Consider the following 17736-nt stretch of genomic DNA (forward strand, 5'->3'; position numbering starts at 1 on the left):
GAACCCACGACGAGGCTTTTCTATCGCTATGTCCTTCTAACCGAGCATGTTCCAGCCGGAGCCGTTACGTGCAGAACCTCTGCTTACGTGCTTAGCGGGTGGCGCCGTTCGAGGGCGTGGTATTCACGGGCGCCGACGTCGTCGGCGCGCCCGCCCTCGCCGACGCGACGATCAGGGTCACCCGGGTGTCCGACGGCACCTGCTGTCCCTCCGCGGGGTCGCAGTCGATCACCGTATCCGGTTCGGCGTCACTCTCCCGGCGGATCACCCGCCAGCCCAGACCGGTACGCTCCAGCGCCGCCTGCGCGTCGATGAGGGGCATCCCCCGCAGCGCCGGCACGTTCACCTCCTGATCGGCCGCATCGGTCGTCGGCGGGGTGCTCACCGGGGTGGTCACCGTCGGGGTGGTGACGCCCGCCTCCGTCCCGCCCGGCAGCTGACCGGCCGTCGGCGTGGCCTCGGGCGTGTCCACGTCGTCACCGATGCTCTGCACGATCACCATGACGCCGAAGCCGAGCAGGACGAGCAGCACCACCGAGATGCTGCCGACCGCGATCGGTGTCCACCAGCGCCCGGACGGTTCCACCTGGTTCGGGTCGGCCCAGTCACCGTCCTGGTCGTACTCACTGCGTGGCACCGCGCCGTAGGGACGGACTCCGGCCCGGCCGGTCCACACGTCACGGTCGCGATCGCCTGACTCAGGACGATCGCCCGTCGGGTCCGGATCGTGCTCCTCGGGCATCACCGGTTCCTTCCGCTCCGTACATCCGCGATCGCCGCAGCGTCAAGGTATCGAATCTTGCTCGGTCAGGACGGTTTCCACCAGCGTAAAGCGCATTTCCCAGACATCGGCGGTGAGCAGTACAGTGCCCGACATGGCCGAGAAGGGCTGGACAACACAGGCTGCCACCGCGGCCGGGATCGCCGCCGGTGCCGGGGCCGCACAACTGGGTCTGGGCTACGGGCTGGGTGTGATCGCCTGGCCGGTGAGCGCGACCGAGGCGGACAGCGTCTGGCTGGGCAGCCTCGGCTGGGCCGCGTGGATCACGGCGAGTGCGACGGTTCTCGGGGCGGTCATCGCCGGCCGGCTGCGTGCCGAGCGCTCGGATCGCTGGCGTGGGCTGTGGCGGTTCGCGCTGGCGGCGTCGGCCGCGCTGGGCGCGCTGGTGATCGTCGCCCTGGTCGCGTTGCCTGCCCGGGACGCGGTCCGTCCCGGCTCCCTGTCACCGCAGGCGGTCGCTGCCGGCTATGCGACGGCCGGTCTGCTCGCCGGACTGGTGGTGGCGTTCTGGGCGGTCTCGTCCGGGCCGGTCGCCGCCAATCTGATCGGGACCGCGGTGTGGCTGTGGGCACTGGCGATCGCCGGTGTGGTGGCCGAGTTGGTCACCGGGCGCGATTTCGCCACCTATCTGACCAGCTGGCAGTTCGCCGAGTCGGTCAGCCCGGTGCAGTATGGCGGGATCTACTGGCCGAGCGCCCTGCTGACCCTGATCGCGGCGTTCGGCATCGGCCTGGTCGCGGCCGTCCCGGCGGCGTGGCGGGGCGAGCTCGGCCTCGGTACGGCGATCTCCGGCGCGGTCGGGCCACTGCTGGTGGCGTTCTCGTTTCTCACTCTCGCTCCACTGTTGACCGAGGCGATGGGGCCGATCGAGTCGGCGTACCTCATCGCCCCCTATGCCGTGCTGGCCGGGCTCGGCGGCTCGGCGCTGACCGTGGGCATCGTGAAGGGCCGGCGCAGCCGCCTGGAGCGGAGAGAGCAGCCCGCACTCGCGGCGGCGGAGCCGCCGCGGACGGTGGTGCAACCGAGGTTGTCCGAGCAGTCGAAGGCCCCGGAGAAGCCCCCAGCGGCGGCCGAGCCCGTGAAGGACAGGGCTTCCGGGCGCGCGACGCCCACACAGCGGGCCACCGTTCCGCCGAAACCGGCCACCCCGGCGCCCGTCGTCGACCCGGAGATCGCCGCGGCCGTGCGACCCGGCGGGCGGCCCCCGGCGAAGCGGAAGAACGGTAACGGCGAGCCGCCGCGTCCCACGATCACACCGCCGCCGGCGAACCCGACCGTGGCCCGGATCAACCCGGACAAGCCGCCGACCGGCAAGTGACCCGCCCGGCGCTCAGCAGGGCCAGGTGTGCACCGGCTCGTTGGTCTGCTGGTGGTCGAGGTAGCGCTGGGTCATCTCGCGCAGCGCCGCCGGACGGTCCAGGCCGCGCTCCTCGGCGGCCCGGACCGCGGCGGTCTGCCAGGTCGCCCCGTTCCGTCCGGTGCGGCAGCGACCCTCGATGATGCCGAGGAATCGGTCACGCTGAGTGGGGCACACGCCCAACAGATCGAGACCGGCGTACGCGTGTGGCAGCAGCACGTCGAGCATCAGGGTGCTGACCGGCACTTCGCCCACTCCGGGCCAGGTCAGGAAGGCCTCCATGCCGTCGCGGGCACCGGCCCGGAAGTTCGCCTCGGCGGCGGCGAAGCCGAGTCGGGACCAGATCGGCGGATCGTCCTCGGCGAGCCTGCGGACGAGTCCGAAGTAGAGCGCGGCGTTGGCGACCAGGTCGGCGACGGTCGGGCCGGAGGGCAGCACCCGGTTCTCCACCCGCACGTGGGGCCGCCCACCGGAGACGTCGTAGACCGGACGGTTCCAGCGGTAGACGGTGCCGTTGTGCATGCGTAGCTCGTACAGATGCGGGATCTTTCCGGCGTCGCGGACCGCGACCGGATCCTCCTCGTTGAGCTCCGGCAGCAGCGGTGGAAAATATCGGACATTCTCCTCGTAGAGGTCCAGGATCGAGTCGATCCAGCGATCACCGAACCACACCCGGGGACGTACGCCCTGCGCGCTGAACTCGTCCGGCCGGGCGTCGGTGGCCTGCTCGAAGAACGGGATCCGGGTCTCCGCCCAGAGCCGCCGGCCGTAGAGGAAGGGCGAGTTGGCGCCGAGCGCGAGCTGTATGCCGGCGATCGCCTGCGAGGCGTTCCAGTAACGGGCGAAATCGTCCGGTGCGACCTGGATGTGGAACTGGGTACTGGTGCACGACGCTTCCGGCGCGATGGTGTCGCTGCTGGTGATGAGGCGTTCGGCACCGCGGATGTCGATGCGGAAGTCGTCGCCGCGGGCGCCGGCGATCTCGGCGTCCAGGGCCCGGAAGCGCTCGTTGTCGGAGAGGTTGGCCAGCACCACGTGGTCCTGGGTGAGGGTGGGCAGCATGCCGACCAGCACCAGCCGGCACTCGTCCTTGCCGGCGCACTCGGTGGCGCCGAGCAGGGCCCCCAGGATGTCCTGCTCGAATTCGCCCAGGCCGTCGCCGGACAGCGGCCGGGGCGGGACGTTGAGTTCCAGATTGAAGCGACCCAGCTCGGGCTGGAAGCGGGGATCGCCGAGGTCGGCGAGCACCTCGGCGTTGCGCATGGCCGGGGCGGCGTCCGCGTCGACCAGGTTGATCTCGATCTCCAGGCCGGCGGTCGGGCCGTCGGCCTGGAACGGCACGGTGCCGAGCATGTCGGCCAGCACGTCCAGGCAGCGGCGCACCTTCCGGCGGAAGACGACCCGGTCATGCGGCGAGAAGGCGGCGGCCACCAGATCCTTGCCCATGATCCCTCCCGGGGACGGCTGAGGACGAACCGGACGTCGATCACCGCTCTGTGAACGAACGCATGCGTTCGGTTCACCCTGCCATCTTGCGCTGTGGACCGCCAGAGATTCGAAAAGCGCCGCCCGGGACCCCGGACGGCGCTCTCGACAGTGGAGGGATCAGCCCTGCTGGAGGATGGCCTCGCCCTCGATCTCGATCTTGACCTTCTTGCCGATCATCACGCCACCGGCTTCCAGGGCCATGTTGTAGGTCAGGCCCCAGTCCTCACGGTCGATCTCGGTGTGCGCGCTGAAGCCGAAGAGGTGCTGCCCGTACGGGCTGGTGGTGGCGCCCTCGAACTCGACGATCAGCTCGACCGGCCGCGTCACGTCCTTGATGGTGAGCTCACCCTCGAGGACGAACTCGGCGCCGGCGTGCGACTTCACGCGGGTGCTCCGGTACTCCATCGTCGGGTACTTCTCGGCCTCGAAGAAGTCGCCGGTGCGCAGGTGGTTGTCCCGGTCGACCTGGCCGGTCTCGACACTCGCCGTCTTGATCGAGGCGGTGACCGCGGAGTCGAGCGGATTCTCTCCGACCACGATGGTGGCGCTTGCCTCGGCGAACTGACCGCGGACCTTGCTGACCATGAGGTGCTTGACCACGAACCCGACCCGCTTGTGCGCCGCGTCCAGCTCGTAGGTGCCGGCGGCGGGGATCTGGAGGCCTTCGAACGCACGGGTGCTGACGGTCATGACACTGCCTTCTTTCGAAGCTCTGTGGGGATGCTTGTCTGACGGAGCAACTATATGCTCGGCAATATTCCTCCTGTCAAGTGCCTGGTAGAGTTCACCCCGTGAACAAGGACCTGGACGACCCCCGCCTCACCGCAGTCGGCCTGCTCGCTGAGGCGTACACGGGATTGATGAACCGGCTCGCCGCGCAGTTCGAGGAGCACCGCCTCTCCCAGGTGGAGTTCGAGGTGCTGATGCGACTGGCCCGGTCCCCCGGCAACCACCTGCGGATGACCGATCTGGCTGGTCAGACCACACTTTCCACGAGTGGCGTGACCCGGGTCGTCGACCGCATGGAGCGCACCGGCCTGGTCCGGCGGGAGGCCTGCCCGAGCGACCGGCGCAGCTCCTACGCCGTGATCACCGACTCCGGGATGCAGCGTCTCGCCGACGTCCTGCCGGGCCACCTGGAGCTGGTCCAGAGGTGGTATGTGGGATTGCTCCCCGAGACGAAGCTCACTGAGCTGCTCGACTCGCTGCGCACGATCCGCGACGCGGTCAACCCATGCGCGACGGCGGGCAGCGCGGAAACCGCACTGCCCGCCGCGTAGGACAGGTCTACAGCCCGAGGCCCCGGGCGATGAGCATGCGCTGCACCTCGGAGGTGCCCTCGCCGACCTCGAGGATCTTCGCGTCCCGGTAGAAGCGGCCGACCGCCGACTCGTTCATGAACCCGTACCCGCCGTGCACCTGGGTGGCCCACCGGCTGTTCTCCATGGCGGCGTTGCTGGCGTTCAGCTTGGCGATGGCCGCATACCGCTTGAAGTCCTCACCGGCCAGCATCCGGGCCGCCGCGTCGTAGTAGCCGAGCCGCGCCGTGTGCGCACGCAGATCCATGTCCGCGATGAGGAACTTGACCGCCTGGTAGTCACTGATCGGGTGGCCGAACGCGTTGCGGTTCTTCGCATAGGTGATCGACTCGTCGACGCAGCCCTGGGCCAGCCCGACCGACAGCGCCGCGATCGCGATCCGGCCCTCGTCGAGGATCCGCAGGAACTGGGCGTACCCGCGGCCGCGCTCGCCGAGCAGGTTGGCGGCCGGCACCCGGACGTCGTCGAAGGACAACTCGTGGGTGTCCGACGCGCACCAGCCGACCTTCGAATATCCCGGCGCAACCGTGAAACCGGGCGTCCCCGAGGGCACGATGATCGTCGACAGCTCCTTGCTGCCGTCCGGGTTGGTGCCCGTCACCGCCATGACGTTGACCAGGCAGGTGATGTCGGTGCCGGAGTTCGTGATGAACGCCTTCGTCCCGTTGATCACCCATTCGTTCATGCTCTCGTCCAGCACCGCCCGGGTCAGCGTGCCGGACGCGTCCGAACCGGCACCCGGCTCGGTCAGCCCGAACGCGGCGAGCGCCTCACCGCTGGTCAACCGGGGCAGCCACTCTCTGCGCTGCTCATCGGTGCCGAACCGGTAGATCGGCATGGCACCCAGCGAGACGGCCGCCTCCAGGGTGATGGCGACCGAACTGTCCACCCTGGCCAGTTCCTCCAAGGCGATGCAGAGCGCGAAGTAGTCACCGCCCATCCCGCCGTGCTCCTCCGGGAACGGCAGGCCGAACAGGCCCATGCCACCCATCTGGCGAATGACCTCGTACGGGAAGGTCTTCTTCTCGTAGTGGTCGGCGATGACCGGCGCGACCTGCTCACGTGCGAACTGGCGCACGCTGTCGCGCAACTCCTCGTACTCCTTGTCGAGCCGGAAGTCGACCATCTCAGCCTCTCTCTACACAGGATTGACGCCGTGCCGGCGCCGTGAGAAGGAGCGGTCCCGGCCCCGCGCGGCGGAGAACCGTCGCACCAACTCGGCCCGCAGGTCGCCCGGCTCCACCACGGCGTCCACCACGAGCTCGCTGGCCAGGCGCATGATGTCGATGTCGCGCTCATACTCGGCGCGGCGCTCGGCGACGAACGCGGCCCGTTCCTCCGGGTCCTCGATCGCCGCGATCTTCTTGGCATAGACGGCGTTCACCGCCGCCTCGGCGCCCATCACCGCGATCTTGGCGGTGGGCAGGGCGATCGTCGCGTCCGGGTCGAAACCGGGACCGGCCATCGCATACAGACCGGCGCCGTACGCCTTACGAACCACCACGCAGATCTTCGGCACCGTGGCCTCGGAGATCGCGGTGATCATCTTGGCCCCGTGCCGGATGATGCCCTGTTTCTCCACCGCGGTGCCGACCATGAAGCCGGGCACATCGGTGAGGAACAGCAGCGGGACGTTGAAGGCGTCACAGAGCTGCACGAACCGGCTCGCCTTGTCGGCCGAGTCGACGAACAGCACACCGCCCTTGAACATCGAGTTGTTACCGACCACGCCGACCACCTCGCCGTCGAGGCGGGCGAATCCGACGGTCAGCTCACGGGCCCACAGCGCCCAGATCTCGAAGTACGAGTTCTCGTCGACCAGGCCCTTCACGTACCTCCGCATGTCGAAGGCCTGACGCTCGGAAGCCGGGACCAGAGCGGCCAGATCGACCGCGGCGGGCTTGGCGGCGGTGGCCGCCGGCGGCTGTGCGGTCCAGTTCGACGGGAGGTAGGACAGGTAGGTCCGGACCACGTCGAGCGCCTCGCGCTCGGACTTGCAGAGGAAGTGGCCGACACCCGACTCGGTGCAGTGCACCCGGGCACCGCCCATCGCCTCGAGCGTCGTCTTCTCCCCGGTCACCATCTCGACCATCCGGTCGGAGCCGAGGTACATACTCGCGTTGCCCTCGACCATCGCGACGACGTCGCAGAACGCCGGAATGTACGCCCCACCGGCGGCCGACGGCCCGAACAGCGCGCAGACCTGCGGGATCGAACCGGACGCCTTGACCTGGGTGTGGAAGATCTTGCCGGCGCCGCGACGGCCGGGGAACAGGTCGACCTGGTCGGTGATCCGGGCGCCGGCCGAGTCGACCAGGTAGACCATCGGGACACTCTGCTGGTAGGCGCGCTCGATGATGCGGATGATCTTCTCGACCGTACGGGCGCCCCAGGAGCCCGCCTTGACCGTCGAGTCGTTCGCCATCACGCACACGTCGCGGCCGTCGATCCGGGCGGCTCCGGTGATCACACCATCCGCGGGCAGCCCGTCGGCCAGACTGTTGGCGAAGAGTCCGTCCTCGACGAAGGAACCCTCGTCGACCAGCAGCGCGATCCGCTCGCGGGCGAAGAGTTTGCCCTTGTCGGCGTTGGCGGCGTGATAACGCTCCGCACCGCCCGCCAGCACCCGCTTGCGCGCTCCGGCGAGAGCCTCCGCGTCCATGCCTGCCTCCGCATCCGTAGCCGACGATGTCGACTTAACGAGCGTTAGGTTATCTCACCAAGTGGACGGCGGGCAATGCCGAACGGGAGCCCCCGTGGCTCGGGGGCTCCCGTTCGTCTTCACTGCTACCGGCGCTGTGGAGGAGCGCCGGCGATCATCGGCGCCGAAGCGAACCGATGCGGGTCACGCCCGGGACCGGCGCAACCCGGTCTTTCACGCGCTGATTCAGCGCAGGCCACCCAGCAGGTCCAGGGCGCCCAGGCCGCTCAGACCGCGGGGGAAGCTGGTGGCGGAGAACCGCTCGGCGTCCCGGGCGCTGCCCTGGTCGTAGCCGGTGACGTCGTCGACCAGCGGGATCTCGACGTCGCGGGCGCCGCCCTGGTCGTAACCGGCCTTGTCGTCCTGCACGTCGTTGTAGCCCTGGGCGCCACGGACGTCGCCCTTGTCGTCGTAACCCTGGGCGCCACGGACGTCACCCTGGACGTTGCGGTGCCGCTTCGGGCCCTTGTGGCCGTAGCCCTGGCCGCGGACGCCGGGGGCGTAGGCGTTGTTGTGGCCGTAGGCCGGACCCCGGACGCCGGCGACGTAGGCGTTGCCGCCGCCGCAGACCTGGACGCAGTCAGAGCCACCGAGGACGTAGGCCGGGGTAGCGGTGTAGACCGGAACGATCGGCTCCACGTACTGCACCGACTGGGTGTAGACCACGTCGGTGCCGCCGCAGGAGCCGTAGGCACCGGCGTAGCCGTACATGCCGAGCGAGCTGCCGCACGTGTCGACCGGGATGGCGACCGGCTCGACGTACTGGGCGGCGTCGTAGGCCGCGTAGTCGACCTGGTCGTAGCCGTAGTCGTAGCTGTCGACGACACCGTAGTCCGCGACAGCGTAGTCGGCGACACCGGCGGCACAGGCGCTGTCGACCACGTAGGCGGAGCAGCTCGAGTAGTTGTCGGCCCGCACGAACTGCTGGCGGACCGGGACCTCGACCGCCTGCACCGCGTGCACGGCCTGGCTGGCGTAGCCGAAGCTGCCGCCGCCGGAGCACGAGCCGTAGGAGCTGCCCGCGCCGAGCAGGGCGAACGAGCTGCCACAGCCGCTGACCGGCATCGAGACCGGCAGGGCGATCTGAGCGCCGTCGATGGTGCTGAAGTCGTTGAAGCTGACCTGGCTGACGCTACCGAAGAGCCCACTGATCCCGCCCAGGCCACCGAGGAGGCCGGACTCGGTGATGCTCTCCACCCGGTTGGTCTTGTCGACGGTGGCCTGTGCCATGGCGGCCGGCGCCAGCAACAGGGCACCCGCGGCCAGGATTCCGACACTCAGAGCCTTACGAACCCAAGTCTTCTTCATCAGAAAAGAGAAGCCTTTCACAAATGGTCAGCATTGATTTTGCTTATTCAGTTGACTGCTCTGTTTTTGGGCACAGTGATGCCCGAGACGGTGATGAACCGCGATCAGGTGAGGTCTCGGGCACTCGTACGATTCGCCGCCTGTACGCAAACGGTTCAGGAATCGCATGTCCCGGAAAAGACGGAACTACGCCACAGGTTCGGGGTTCATCCGCTCAGAGGTGATCACTGGTTCCGCGACGGGCCCCGACGGCGCGGGCAGCGCTCGGCCGTCCGCCGTTCCACCGCTGGTGCGCGGGGAGGCGGACGCCGTACACGGCAGCGCGCCGCCGGTCTCGTCAAGCGGTACCACCGGTGTCGTGAGAATCAACAGGTGGTTCTTCGGTTCGGGCTCCGGCGGCTGGACAGCCGCTTCGAGGAGCCCGTCGACCGCGGGTTCACACCTGGCCAGCCCACAGACGACGAGTGCACGCCGGCGCCACCGGGATCCGGTGCGTCCGGCGCGGCGCTCCGGCCGCCGCTCCGCCCCCTGGCTGTGGGACGGCATGAGCGGGGAGCCGCCGTGGGGATTCACCGCGGACCGGCGTGCCGTGCGCTCGAAGCGCTCAGCCTCCCAGTCCGTCATGATCTTCCCCTCGTCGTCAATAGATGACCGTTCCGGCGGTATTGGTCACTCGGTATTGGTAACGACGCGGAAGAGCCGGAAGTCACGCCGGGAAATCGGGAAAATGGCTATAGAAAATCGCGCGCAGAATCACACCAGACGGGTTCGCGGGCCCGCCCGGAGAACACCGGACGGTAACGGGCGCCCTACCAGGCGTTCCGCCAGAACAGCCGCCTCCAGGAGGGCGTCCAGATCTATTCCGGTGTCGATGCCCATGTCGTGCAACATGTGGACGACCTCCTCGGTGGCCACGTTGCCGGAGGCACCCGGGGCGTACGGGCAGCCGCCCAGTCCGCCCACGCTCGCGTCGAACTCGGTCACGCCCAGGTCCAGGGCGGTCAGGATGTTCGCGAGTCCCGTACCCCTGGTGTTGTGGAAGTGCAGCAGATCGGGCCGCACGGCGGTGAGGAGATCGCGGACCCGTCGCGGGGTCGCCATGCCGGTGGTGTCGCCGAAGGCGATGCGATCCGCGCCGTCGGCGCGGACCCGGGCCACGATGCCGGCGACCCGGTCCGGATCGATGTCGCCCTCGAAGGGGCAGCCGAAGCTGGTCGCCACGATGACCTCCAGCGTCGCGCCGGCCTCGTGCACCAGCGGGATGAGCTGGGCGATGTCGTCGAGGGACTCGTCGGTGGAGCGGTTGAGATTGCGCCGGTTGTGGGTGTCGCTCGCCGACACCACCACCTCGATCTCCCGGAATCCGGCGGCGAGTGCCCGCTGGGCACCGCGGCTGTTGGGGATCAGCGCCGAGTAACGCACGTCGGGGTTGCGCCAGGCAGCCGCCCACACCTCGTCGGCGTCGGCCATCTGCGGAATGGCCTTCGGGTGGACGAACGAGACCGCCTCGATCCGCCCCACACCGGTACGGCTGAGCGCGTCCAGCAGCCGGATCTTCGCCTCGGTGGCCACCGGATCCTCGTTCTGGAGGCCGTCCCGCGGACCGACCTCGCGGATCGACACCGTGGTCATCGCATCCTCCCGACGATGCCGGTGTCGTAGTCGCCGGCGAGGAACTCCGGGTTCTCCAGCAGCTCGGCGAAGAACGGCAGATTGTTCTTGGGACCGGCGATCTCGAAGCCGGCCACCGCGGCACGCGCCTTGGCGATCGCGTCGTCCCGGTCGGTGCCGAAGACGATCAGCTTCGCCATCAGGGAGTCGTAGTTCTGGCTGACCGTGTTGCCCGCGGTATAGCCCGAGTCGACACGGATCCCGTCACCGGCCGGCTCGACCCACGTGGTGATCTTGCCGGGGCCGGGGAAGAAACGCTTCGGGTCCTCGGCGTTGACGCGCAGCTCGATCGCATGCCCGTTCTGTCCTTCTACGACGGGCACCTCCTCACCGGAGGCGATCCGCAGCTGCGCCTCGACCAGGTCGATGCCGTGGATCAGCTCGGTGATCGGGTGCTCGACCTGCAGACGCGTGTTCATCTCCAGGAAGAAGAACTCGCCGGTCGCCGGATCCAGCAGACACTCCACAGTGCCCGCGTTGCGGTAGTTGACCGCTTCGCCGGCCTTGATGGCGGCTTCTTTCATCCGATCGCGCAGCTCAGGGCTCACCGCCGGGGACGGGGCCTCCTCGACCAGCTTCTGATTGCGGCGCTGGACCGAACACTCCCGCTCGGAGAGGGCGATCACCCGGCCGTCGGCCAGGCCGAGGATCTGCACCTCCACGTGCCTGACCCGGGGGAAGTACCGCTCGATCAGCACGTCGCCGCTGCCGAACATCCGCTCCGCGAAGGTGCGGACCTTCTCGTACTCCTTGATCAGCTGCTCGTCGGTCTCGGCGACGGCCATGCCCATCCCGCCGCCGCCCGCGGCGGCCTTCACCATCACCGGGAAGCCGATCGCTTCGGCCGCCGCCCGGGCGGCCTCGACACTGTCGGCCGGATCCGGCGATCCGGGTGCGACCGGCACGCCGGCCGCGGCCATCAGATTCCGAGCATTGATCTTGTCGCCCATCGCGGTGATCGCGTCGGCGCCGGGTCCGACCCACACCAGGCCATTCGCTTCGACGGTACGGGCGAAGTCGGCATTCTCACTCAGGAAGCCGTAGCCGGGGTGCACGGCTTGAGCGCCGGTCGACTTGGCGGCGGCGAGAATCGCCTCGGTGTTGCGGTAGCTCTGGGCCGGGTTGGCGGGGCCGATACACACCGCCTCGTCCGCTTCCAGGACGAACGGCATGTCGGCGTCCACATCGGAATGGACGGCGATGGTACGGATGCCGAGACGCTTGGCGGTACGGATGATCCGCCGGGCGATCTCGCCACGGTTGGCGATGAGCAGGGACTCGATCATGAGTGCTCTCCGTTGGGGTCAGGCTGCCTTGTGGGCGCTTACCCTTTTTATTCTGTTGTGCGGTTTTTGTGAAGTGGATCTGGTCGATCAGCTTTTGTGAAGGGCATCTGATCGATCAGCGCCTGATCGGCGCTTCGCCGAGGTCAGTGGCCGATCAGCGCATGGATCGCCGCCTCGCGGAGGCCAGTGGCCGATCAACGCATGGATCGTCGCGTCGCCGGGGTCAATGGCCGATCAGCGCATGGATCGTCGCGTCACGGAGCAGCGCCGCGCGGCGCACCCGGTCGACCTCGCCGCCCAGGAAGGGCGTCGAGTTCATCAGGCCGAACGCGGCATGGGCGAGCACCCGGGCCTCCGGAGCGGGCAACTCCGGGCGCACCCGGGACAGCACGCTCACCCACTCCTCGACATAGAGCCGCTGGAGCCGCCGGATCTGCCGGCGCGGATCCTCCGGCAGCCGATCCAGCTCATGCAGGTGCAGAGCGATCACCGCGGGGTTGGCCAGCGCGAAGTCGACATGGAAGTCGATCAGATCGGCCAGTGCGGCCTTCGCATCGTCCGGATGCCGGGCGACACGCTCCTTGCCACCCGCCAGCAGGCCCTCGCTGACCGGGATCAGCGCGGCCACCAGCATCGCCTCCTTGCCGGCGAAGTGGTGATAGAGCGCCGGGCCGGTGACGCCGGCAGCCGAGCCGATGTCGTCCATCGACACACCGTGGTAGCCGCGGGACGCGAACAGCCCCACGGCGATCTCCAGAATCTCGTCGCGGCGCGACCGCCGCCTCGGCGCCGGCGGGGTGGTCCGATGCCGCTGATCTACCGTCGTCACCTCGCAACTGTAACCCGTCGTCAAGGGGTTGCTTAACGGTCGTTCAGCCGATGGAGGACCTCGTCGTAAAGCTCACTCGCCAGGTCTCTGGTCGGAGCGTCCGGTCGCATCCGCTTCAGCAGAGCACCGAGGATCCGCTCCGCCTCCTTCGGCGAACCCGACCGCAGCAGCGCCTCGGCGAGCATGCCGTCCAACCGGTCGGCATCGTCGACGGCGCCGATCTCACGAAGGCGTTCCGGCGCACCGTACAGGTGTGGCAGGGCCTCCGCATAGCGGCCACGGCGCATCAGCAGGTTGCCGATCTCGAAAGCGAAGACCGACCGGCCCCAGATCACCCCCGGCTCCGCGGCCGATTCGGCCGGCAGCTCGGCATAACGCCGGGTGGCCAGCTCGATGACCTCCTCCGCCTCCGGCACCTCGTCGGCGTAGTTCAGCGCCATCAGCCTTTTACGCAGCACACGCAGCTCACCGACCAGGTCACCGGCATCACGCAGAGCCTCGGCCGCCGCCCGGAAGGTCAGTGCCGCCTCGCTGTCCCGGTCCACGTCGTAGAGCAGCTGACCGGCCTGCTCACCGACCTGGCCACGGCCGGCCGGATTGCCGTCCAACTGCTCGATCAGGTCGTGGTAGATCTTCAGCGCCCGATCGGTGTCCTGTAGATCCCGGTAGACGGCGGCCAGCAGGAAGCGGGTGTCGGCGGCCGGCTCGTCGAAGCCGAGCCGTTCGAAACCGAGCAGGGCCTCCTCCGCCACCTCGGCGGCCTCAACCGGACGGTTCGCCTGGTGATAGGCCTGCGCCAGCTCCTGCCTGACGAACAATCCGGGCGCGATCCACGCGATCTCGTCTTCGCCGTTTTCCCCAGCCTTCTCGGCCTTTTCGACCTTTGCGGATGTGGCTTGGCCGGATGCGGCTTGGCTGGATGCGGCTTCGCCCGGGGCGGCTTGGTCGCGTGCGGCTTGGTCGCGTGCGGCTTGGTCGCGTGCGGCTTGGCCCGGTGCGGCTTGGTCGCGTGCGGCTTGGCCCTGCTCGGCGCAGAGGGCGACTGCTTCGACGAGGTCGTCGATCGCCTCGGCTGCGCGGTCCAGTCGCATCAACGCTCGGCCCCGGGTGACCCGGACCGGCAGTTGTGCACCCTCCAGACCGAATGCCAGCGGCACACCGAGCGCGGTGACCGCCTCCTCCGGATCGTCGGTGAGCTGGCCGAGAACCATGCCGGCCTCGGCGGTCTCCCGGATCGGGCCGTGCTCGCGGTAGAACACCCACGCCGACCGGGCCGCCTCGATCGCCTCCTCGCTCCGGCCCGCCATCGCCCGGTTCTGCGCCCGGACCATCGCGTGATGCGCCATACGCCGCTGGTCACCGGTCTCCGCAGCCACCCGGTCCGCGCGGTCACCCACCTCGTTCGCGTCATCCAGACGGTCGAGCAGCCGGTAAGCCTGCGACAGGCGGATCAGTGCACTCGCCCGGCTCCCCGGGTCACCGAGCTCCTCCTGCACAGCCACATCCGCGTCGAGCACGGGCAGCAACTCGGCACTCGGCTCACCGTCCCGCGCCCGGTACAGCGCTAGCCGGGCACGCACCGCACTCGCCCGTGCGGTGTCGCCGGCCTCGGTGAACAGGTCTGCCGCCCGCTCCCACGCCGCCGCCGTCCCCTCGACCGCGTCATCGGGCAGGACGAACCCACGCAGCGTCCACAGACGGCCGGCCAGCGACGGATCGCCCGGGTCGTCATGCCGGGCGTCGTAGGCCGCCAGAACCGCCCGGAGTGCATCACCCTGGTCTTCCCGGTAGTGCTGCTCCGCCAGATCGATCAGCTCCGCAGGCGTCGCCGCCTCGTCGATCGTGACCACCGGCTCCTCCCGACGGACCGGCTCCGGCGTCCCGACCGGCACCCGCCGGGCCGTCGGAGACAGCGGAACCTCCACCCCGTACGGCTCGGCGGACATCCGCTCCCGGATCACCTCGCTCTGGTGGCCGGTGCCGTTACGGGCGTCGAACCGGGCCGCGAGGTCGGTCGCGAACGTCTCCAGCTCGACGGCCAGCTCGGCGGCCGGTGTGTCCGGCCGGCCCGCCCGCCGAACCGGGGAGTCGCCGTGCCCGATCGCGGTGATCCGGCGCAACAACTGCACCGCGCAGGCCGCGAAGTTCATCGCCGCGGCAGGTGAGGGCGCCCGGTCCAGCCAGTCGATGTGCCGCTGCAGGATCTCCAGGCCACGGTGCTCGTTGCCGGTCCGCGCGCAGAAGTCGATGTGGTCACCGATGCCCCACAGATCAGCCAGATTGTTCCGTTCGACCAGGTACGAACGCCGGTGCGCGTCCGCCGCCTCCTGGAGCCGGCCCGTCTTGAGATAGACCACCATCAGCTCGCTCAGGATGCTCTGCGGCTGCTCGCTGCACGACAGGTCACCGGCGAGCACCGGTGTCGCCAGCTCGACGGCCTCCTCGAAGCGCCCCTCTGCGGCAAGGTGGTTGACCAGGCTCGTCGGATCACAACCCGCACAGTCGGACAGCGGGTTGCGCGGAGCGGCCTGCCACTTGCGGAACCAGTCGGCCGCCTCGTCGGTCAGCCCCACGTGCTGGGCCACCAGGTAGCGGTGCTTGTAGACGGGCTGCAGGCCGTGACCGCTCTCCCGGTAACGCCGTTCCATGTCGTCGAGCACCGCATACGCCCGTTCCAGCGGCAGTTCCGGGAACCTGGTCATCGAGTGGACCATGTTCTTGAACAGCCACAGCAGGTTGTGCATCCACCGCTCGTGGTACGGGCTCGGATTGCGGTCGAAGTCGGCTACGCACCAGGAGAACGTCGGGAACGCCCGCACCGGCTCGCCGCCGTAGATGTAGGCGGTCGTCGCATACAGGCGGGCGGAGAACTTGAGCGCCGCGTCATCGGTCGTGTCCACGTGCCGGAGCACCTGGTCGATCAGGGCGATCTGGGCGGCGCCGTAGGGCAGCTGCTGTGCCTCGCCGAGCAGGCCCCAGAGTTCCGGAGCAGTCTTCATCGGGTCTCCTCCCCGTCCTGTTCCCCGGTGTTCCGGCCGGTCTGTTCCCCCGTGCCGCGCCCGGTGGTCTGGTCACCCGAGCCGCTCCCGGTCTGGTTCCCCGTGCCGCTCCCGGTCTGGTCGCCCGGGCCGCGGCCGGATGGCTCTGTGCCGGTCTGGCCGGGGACCGCCCGGTCGAGCAGGCCCAGGAACGATGTGGTCAGCAGGGCCGCGTCGGCCGGGCGGATCGGGTGGTGGCCGAGCAGCAGCGCCTGGCCGTACAGCGACTCGACCGCCAGGCCGGACAGTTCGGCGTCGCCGAGCGCGGCCACCCGGCGGACCAGCGGATTGCGGTGGTTCAGTACCAGCTGTGGCCGATCGGTGGGCACCGTCCGGGACAGTGCGTCCAGCACTCCTCCCCACAGGTCGTCGGCCTGATCACGGCTCGCCGTGAACTCGTCGCGGAACGCCGCCGCCCGGCTGACCAGGTAGAGCGCCGGTGTCGTCACCGGGTCGAAGGCGCGCACCACGACCTCGCAGCCGAGCCTGTCCAGCCGGCGCTGCGCGGCCGCCAGGAACGGGCGCATCTGCAACTCGGCCTGTGCGTCCACAGTGGTGAAGCGCGTTGTCAGGTCGGTCGGGTCAAGGCGTTCCGCGTGGACCTCCGGATCGAGGGCCGCCAGCCGCTGGATCAGCTCGGCGTCGTAGACGTAACCGCCGTTGATCAGGCCCAGGTCCTGTGCCGCCGCAACCCCCGCGAGCTGCCGGAACTCGTCGGCGGTGGCCGCATAGCGCAACATGCCGTACCGGGCGCGGAACTCGGCCAGCGTGACCTCGCCCATGTTCGTCTGCATCGGGTACCACTGCTCGACCAGGCGCAACATCTCGTCGTCGTGCAGCGCCAGAGCCTTCACACCGAGATGGTGGATGCTCAGGAACTCGCCGAGCCGACGCGGATCGGTCGCCGACAACCGCACCAGCCAGCCGCGCAGCTGGTCGGCGATAGCCTCCCGGGTCTCGGCCAGCATGCCGTCGTCGTAGAGCGCCTCCCGGCTCGCGGTGGGACGCAACTCGGTGCTGTCCACGACGCAACGGGCGAAGAACGCCCACTCGGGCAGCAGGCCCTCGACGCTCTCGGAGAGGAGCATCCGCTTCAGGTAGACACGGTGACCGCCGCGACTCGCGGGGTTGACCGGGGTCGGCAGCACGAACGCGGCGCCGGTCAGGCCGGCCGCGGGCACGTTCAGCTCGATCACGTCGAACGGGCGGAACCCGAGAGTCCGCTCGGCATAACTGAGGCGGGACTCGGTGGGCAGCTCCCACGGCACCGTGCCGGTGGTGACCTTCCGGCCGTCTACCGACACCGTGACGGGCAACAACGACCCATACGTACGTGCCAGGTCGGTCACCGTCTCACCGGTCAGGTAATGCTCGGCTCCCCGGCGGGGCAGCAGGGTGACCGTGGTGCCCGGCTCCCGCTCGTCGCCGGGGCGGACCGCATAGCGCCCGTCGGAGAAGCCGGTCCAGAGCACCGGGGCGGCGCCCTCGCGGCGGGTGTGCACCCGGATCTCGTCGGCGACCAGGAAGCAGGAGAGGAGGCCGATGCCGAACTGCCCGAGGAACTCGTGCCGGGCGAACCCCAGCTCGTCCCGTTTCGAACTGCGCCCGATGGTGGCGAGCAGCTCGTGCACCTGCGCCTCGGTCAGGCCGATGCCGTTGTCGTCGATCCGCAAAGTGCCATCACCGGTGCCGTCGGACGAGACGACGGAGATCACGCCGGAGTGCTCGGGGCCGACCGCGGTGATCGCGTCGACGGCGTTCTGCAGCAGCTCACGGACGTAGACGCGGGGGCTCGCGTAGAGGTGGTGGCTGAGCAGATCGACAATGCCCCGTAGGTCGACCTGGAACGTGTTGCTCACGCGCGGCACGGTACCGGTTACCACCGACAAAATCCGACCGATATCACTCGGTGAGCCTCGGCGGATGGATCTTGCCGGGTGCCGACCGCGACAACCCCC

At 69.2% G+C, this 17736-nt stretch carries 13 protein-coding genes; 2 read left to right on the forward strand and 11 right to left on the reverse strand.

What is annotated here, in order from left to right; genetic code table 11:
* Nucleotides 1–91: 91 nt before the first annotated feature.
* A complete protein-coding gene (locus tag BC793_RS43995; protein ID WP_109602596.1) occupies nt 92–742 on the reverse strand; it encodes a PASTA domain-containing protein in 651 nt (216 codons plus the stop codon).
* Nucleotides 743–875: 133 nt separating this feature from the next.
* Between BC793_RS43995 and BC793_RS44000 the strand changes: the two genes are divergently transcribed.
* Nucleotides 876–2099, forward strand: coding sequence for a Hansenula MRAKII killer toxin-resistant protein 1 (locus BC793_RS44000; RefSeq protein WP_109602597.1), 1224 nt, complete (start codon nt 876–878; stop codon nt 2097–2099).
* Between the two features lie 12 nt (nt 2100–2111).
* On the opposite strand, the gene BC793_RS44005 is transcribed toward BC793_RS44000, so the two are convergent.
* Nucleotides 2112–3584 carry a glutamate-cysteine ligase family protein gene (locus BC793_RS44005; protein WP_109602598.1) on the reverse strand — a complete coding sequence of 491 codons (1473 nt, stop codon included), beginning with the start codon at nt 3582–3584 and terminating at the stop codon, nt 2112–2114.
* Nucleotides 3585–3743: 159 nt separating this feature from the next.
* Nucleotides 3744–4316 (reverse strand): YceI family protein, encoded by a 573-nt coding sequence (locus BC793_RS44010; RefSeq protein WP_109602599.1) that lies wholly within the window; start codon nt 4314–4316, stop codon nt 3744–3746.
* Between the two features lie 101 nt (nt 4317–4417).
* Between BC793_RS44010 and BC793_RS44015 the strand changes: the two genes are divergently transcribed.
* Nucleotides 4418–4906 carry a MarR family winged helix-turn-helix transcriptional regulator gene (locus tag BC793_RS44015; protein WP_109602600.1) on the forward strand — a complete coding sequence of 163 codons (489 nt, stop codon included), beginning with the start codon at nt 4418–4420 and terminating at the stop codon, nt 4904–4906.
* Nucleotides 4907–4913: 7 nt separating this feature from the next.
* Here BC793_RS44015 and BC793_RS44020 read toward each other — a convergent pair whose 3' ends face one another.
* From BC793_RS44020 to BC793_RS44060, 8 genes are all read right to left on the reverse strand, one after another.
* On the reverse strand, nt 4914–6071 hold the full coding sequence (locus BC793_RS44020) for an acyl-CoA dehydrogenase family protein (protein WP_109602601.1): 1158 nt from the start codon (nt 6069–6071) through the stop codon (nt 4914–4916).
* A 12-nt stretch (nt 6072–6083) separates the two neighbouring features.
* On the reverse strand, nt 6084–7607 hold the full coding sequence (locus tag BC793_RS44025) for an acyl-CoA carboxylase subunit beta (RefSeq protein ID WP_109602602.1): 1524 nt from the start codon (nt 7605–7607) through the stop codon (nt 6084–6086).
* Nucleotides 7608–7832: 225 nt separating this feature from the next.
* The gene (locus BC793_RS44030; RefSeq protein WP_109602603.1) at nt 7833–8954 is read right to left on the reverse strand and encodes a hypothetical protein; all 1122 of its coding nucleotides are present in this window, start codon (nt 8952–8954) and stop codon (nt 7833–7835) included.
* 753 nt (nt 8955–9707) lie between these two features.
* Nucleotides 9708–10586, reverse strand: coding sequence for a hydroxymethylglutaryl-CoA lyase (locus tag BC793_RS44040; RefSeq protein WP_109602605.1), 879 nt, complete (start codon nt 10584–10586; stop codon nt 9708–9710).
* On the reverse strand, nt 10583–11911 hold the full coding sequence (locus BC793_RS44045; protein ID WP_109602606.1) for an acetyl-CoA carboxylase biotin carboxylase subunit: 1329 nt from the start codon (nt 11909–11911) through the stop codon (nt 10583–10585). The genes BC793_RS44040 and BC793_RS44045 overlap by 4 nt, the downstream gene beginning before the upstream one ends.
* 223 nt (nt 11912–12134) lie before the next feature.
* Entirely contained in the window at nt 12135–12740 is a 606-nt protein-coding gene (locus BC793_RS44050) for a TetR/AcrR family transcriptional regulator (RefSeq protein WP_109602607.1), read from the reverse strand.
* A gap of 32 nt (nt 12741–12772) precedes the next feature.
* On the reverse strand, nt 12773–15739 hold the full coding sequence (locus BC793_RS44055; RefSeq protein ID WP_109602608.1) for a tetratricopeptide repeat protein: 2967 nt from the start codon (nt 15737–15739) through the stop codon (nt 12773–12775).
* The gene (locus tag BC793_RS44060; protein ID WP_109602660.1) at nt 15736–17637 is read right to left on the reverse strand and encodes an HSP90 family protein; all 1902 of its coding nucleotides are present in this window, start codon (nt 17635–17637) and stop codon (nt 15736–15738) included. Before BC793_RS44060 ends, BC793_RS44055 begins: the two co-directional genes overlap by 4 nt.
* Nucleotides 17638–17736: the final 99 nt, after the last annotated feature.

The sequence above is a fragment of the Actinoplanes xinjiangensis genome (assembly GCF_003148685.1).
Taxonomy (GTDB): domain Bacteria; phylum Actinomycetota; class Actinomycetes; order Mycobacteriales; family Micromonosporaceae; genus Actinoplanes; species Actinoplanes xinjiangensis.

What these genes read in the sequence shown, in the direction of transcription:
- BC793_RS43995 (WP_109602596.1), bottom strand. Translation starts at nt 742, where the DNA reads ATGCCCGAGGAGCACGATCCGGACCCGACGGGCGATCGTCCTGAGTCA.
- BC793_RS44000 (WP_109602597.1), top strand. Translation starts at nt 876, where the DNA reads ATGGCCGAGAAGGGCTGGACAACACAGGCTGCCACCGCGGCCGGGATC.
- BC793_RS44005 (WP_109602598.1), bottom strand. Translation starts at nt 3,584, where the DNA reads ATGGGCAAGGATCTGGTGGCCGCCGCCTTCTCGCCGCATGACCGGGTC.
- BC793_RS44010 (WP_109602599.1), bottom strand. Translation starts at nt 4,316, where the DNA reads ATGACCGTCAGCACCCGTGCGTTCGAAGGCCTCCAGATCCCCGCCGCC.
- BC793_RS44020 (WP_109602601.1), bottom strand. Translation starts at nt 6,071, where the DNA reads ATGGTCGACTTCCGGCTCGACAAGGAGTACGAGGAGTTGCGCGACAGC.
- BC793_RS44025 (WP_109602602.1), bottom strand. Translation starts at nt 7,607, where the DNA reads ATGGACGCGGAGGCTCTCGCCGGAGCGCGCAAGCGGGTGCTGGCGGGC.
- BC793_RS44030 (WP_109602603.1), bottom strand. Translation starts at nt 8,954, where the DNA reads ATGAAGAAGACTTGGGTTCGTAAGGCTCTGAGTGTCGGAATCCTGGCC.
- BC793_RS44040 (WP_109602605.1), bottom strand. Translation starts at nt 10,586, where the DNA reads ATGACCACGGTGTCGATCCGCGAGGTCGGTCCGCGGGACGGCCTCCAG.
- BC793_RS44045 (WP_109602606.1), bottom strand. Translation starts at nt 11,911, where the DNA reads ATGATCGAGTCCCTGCTCATCGCCAACCGTGGCGAGATCGCCCGGCGG.
- BC793_RS44055 (WP_109602608.1), bottom strand. Translation starts at nt 15,739, where the DNA reads ATGAAGACTGCTCCGGAACTCTGGGGCCTGCTCGGCGAGGCACAGCAG.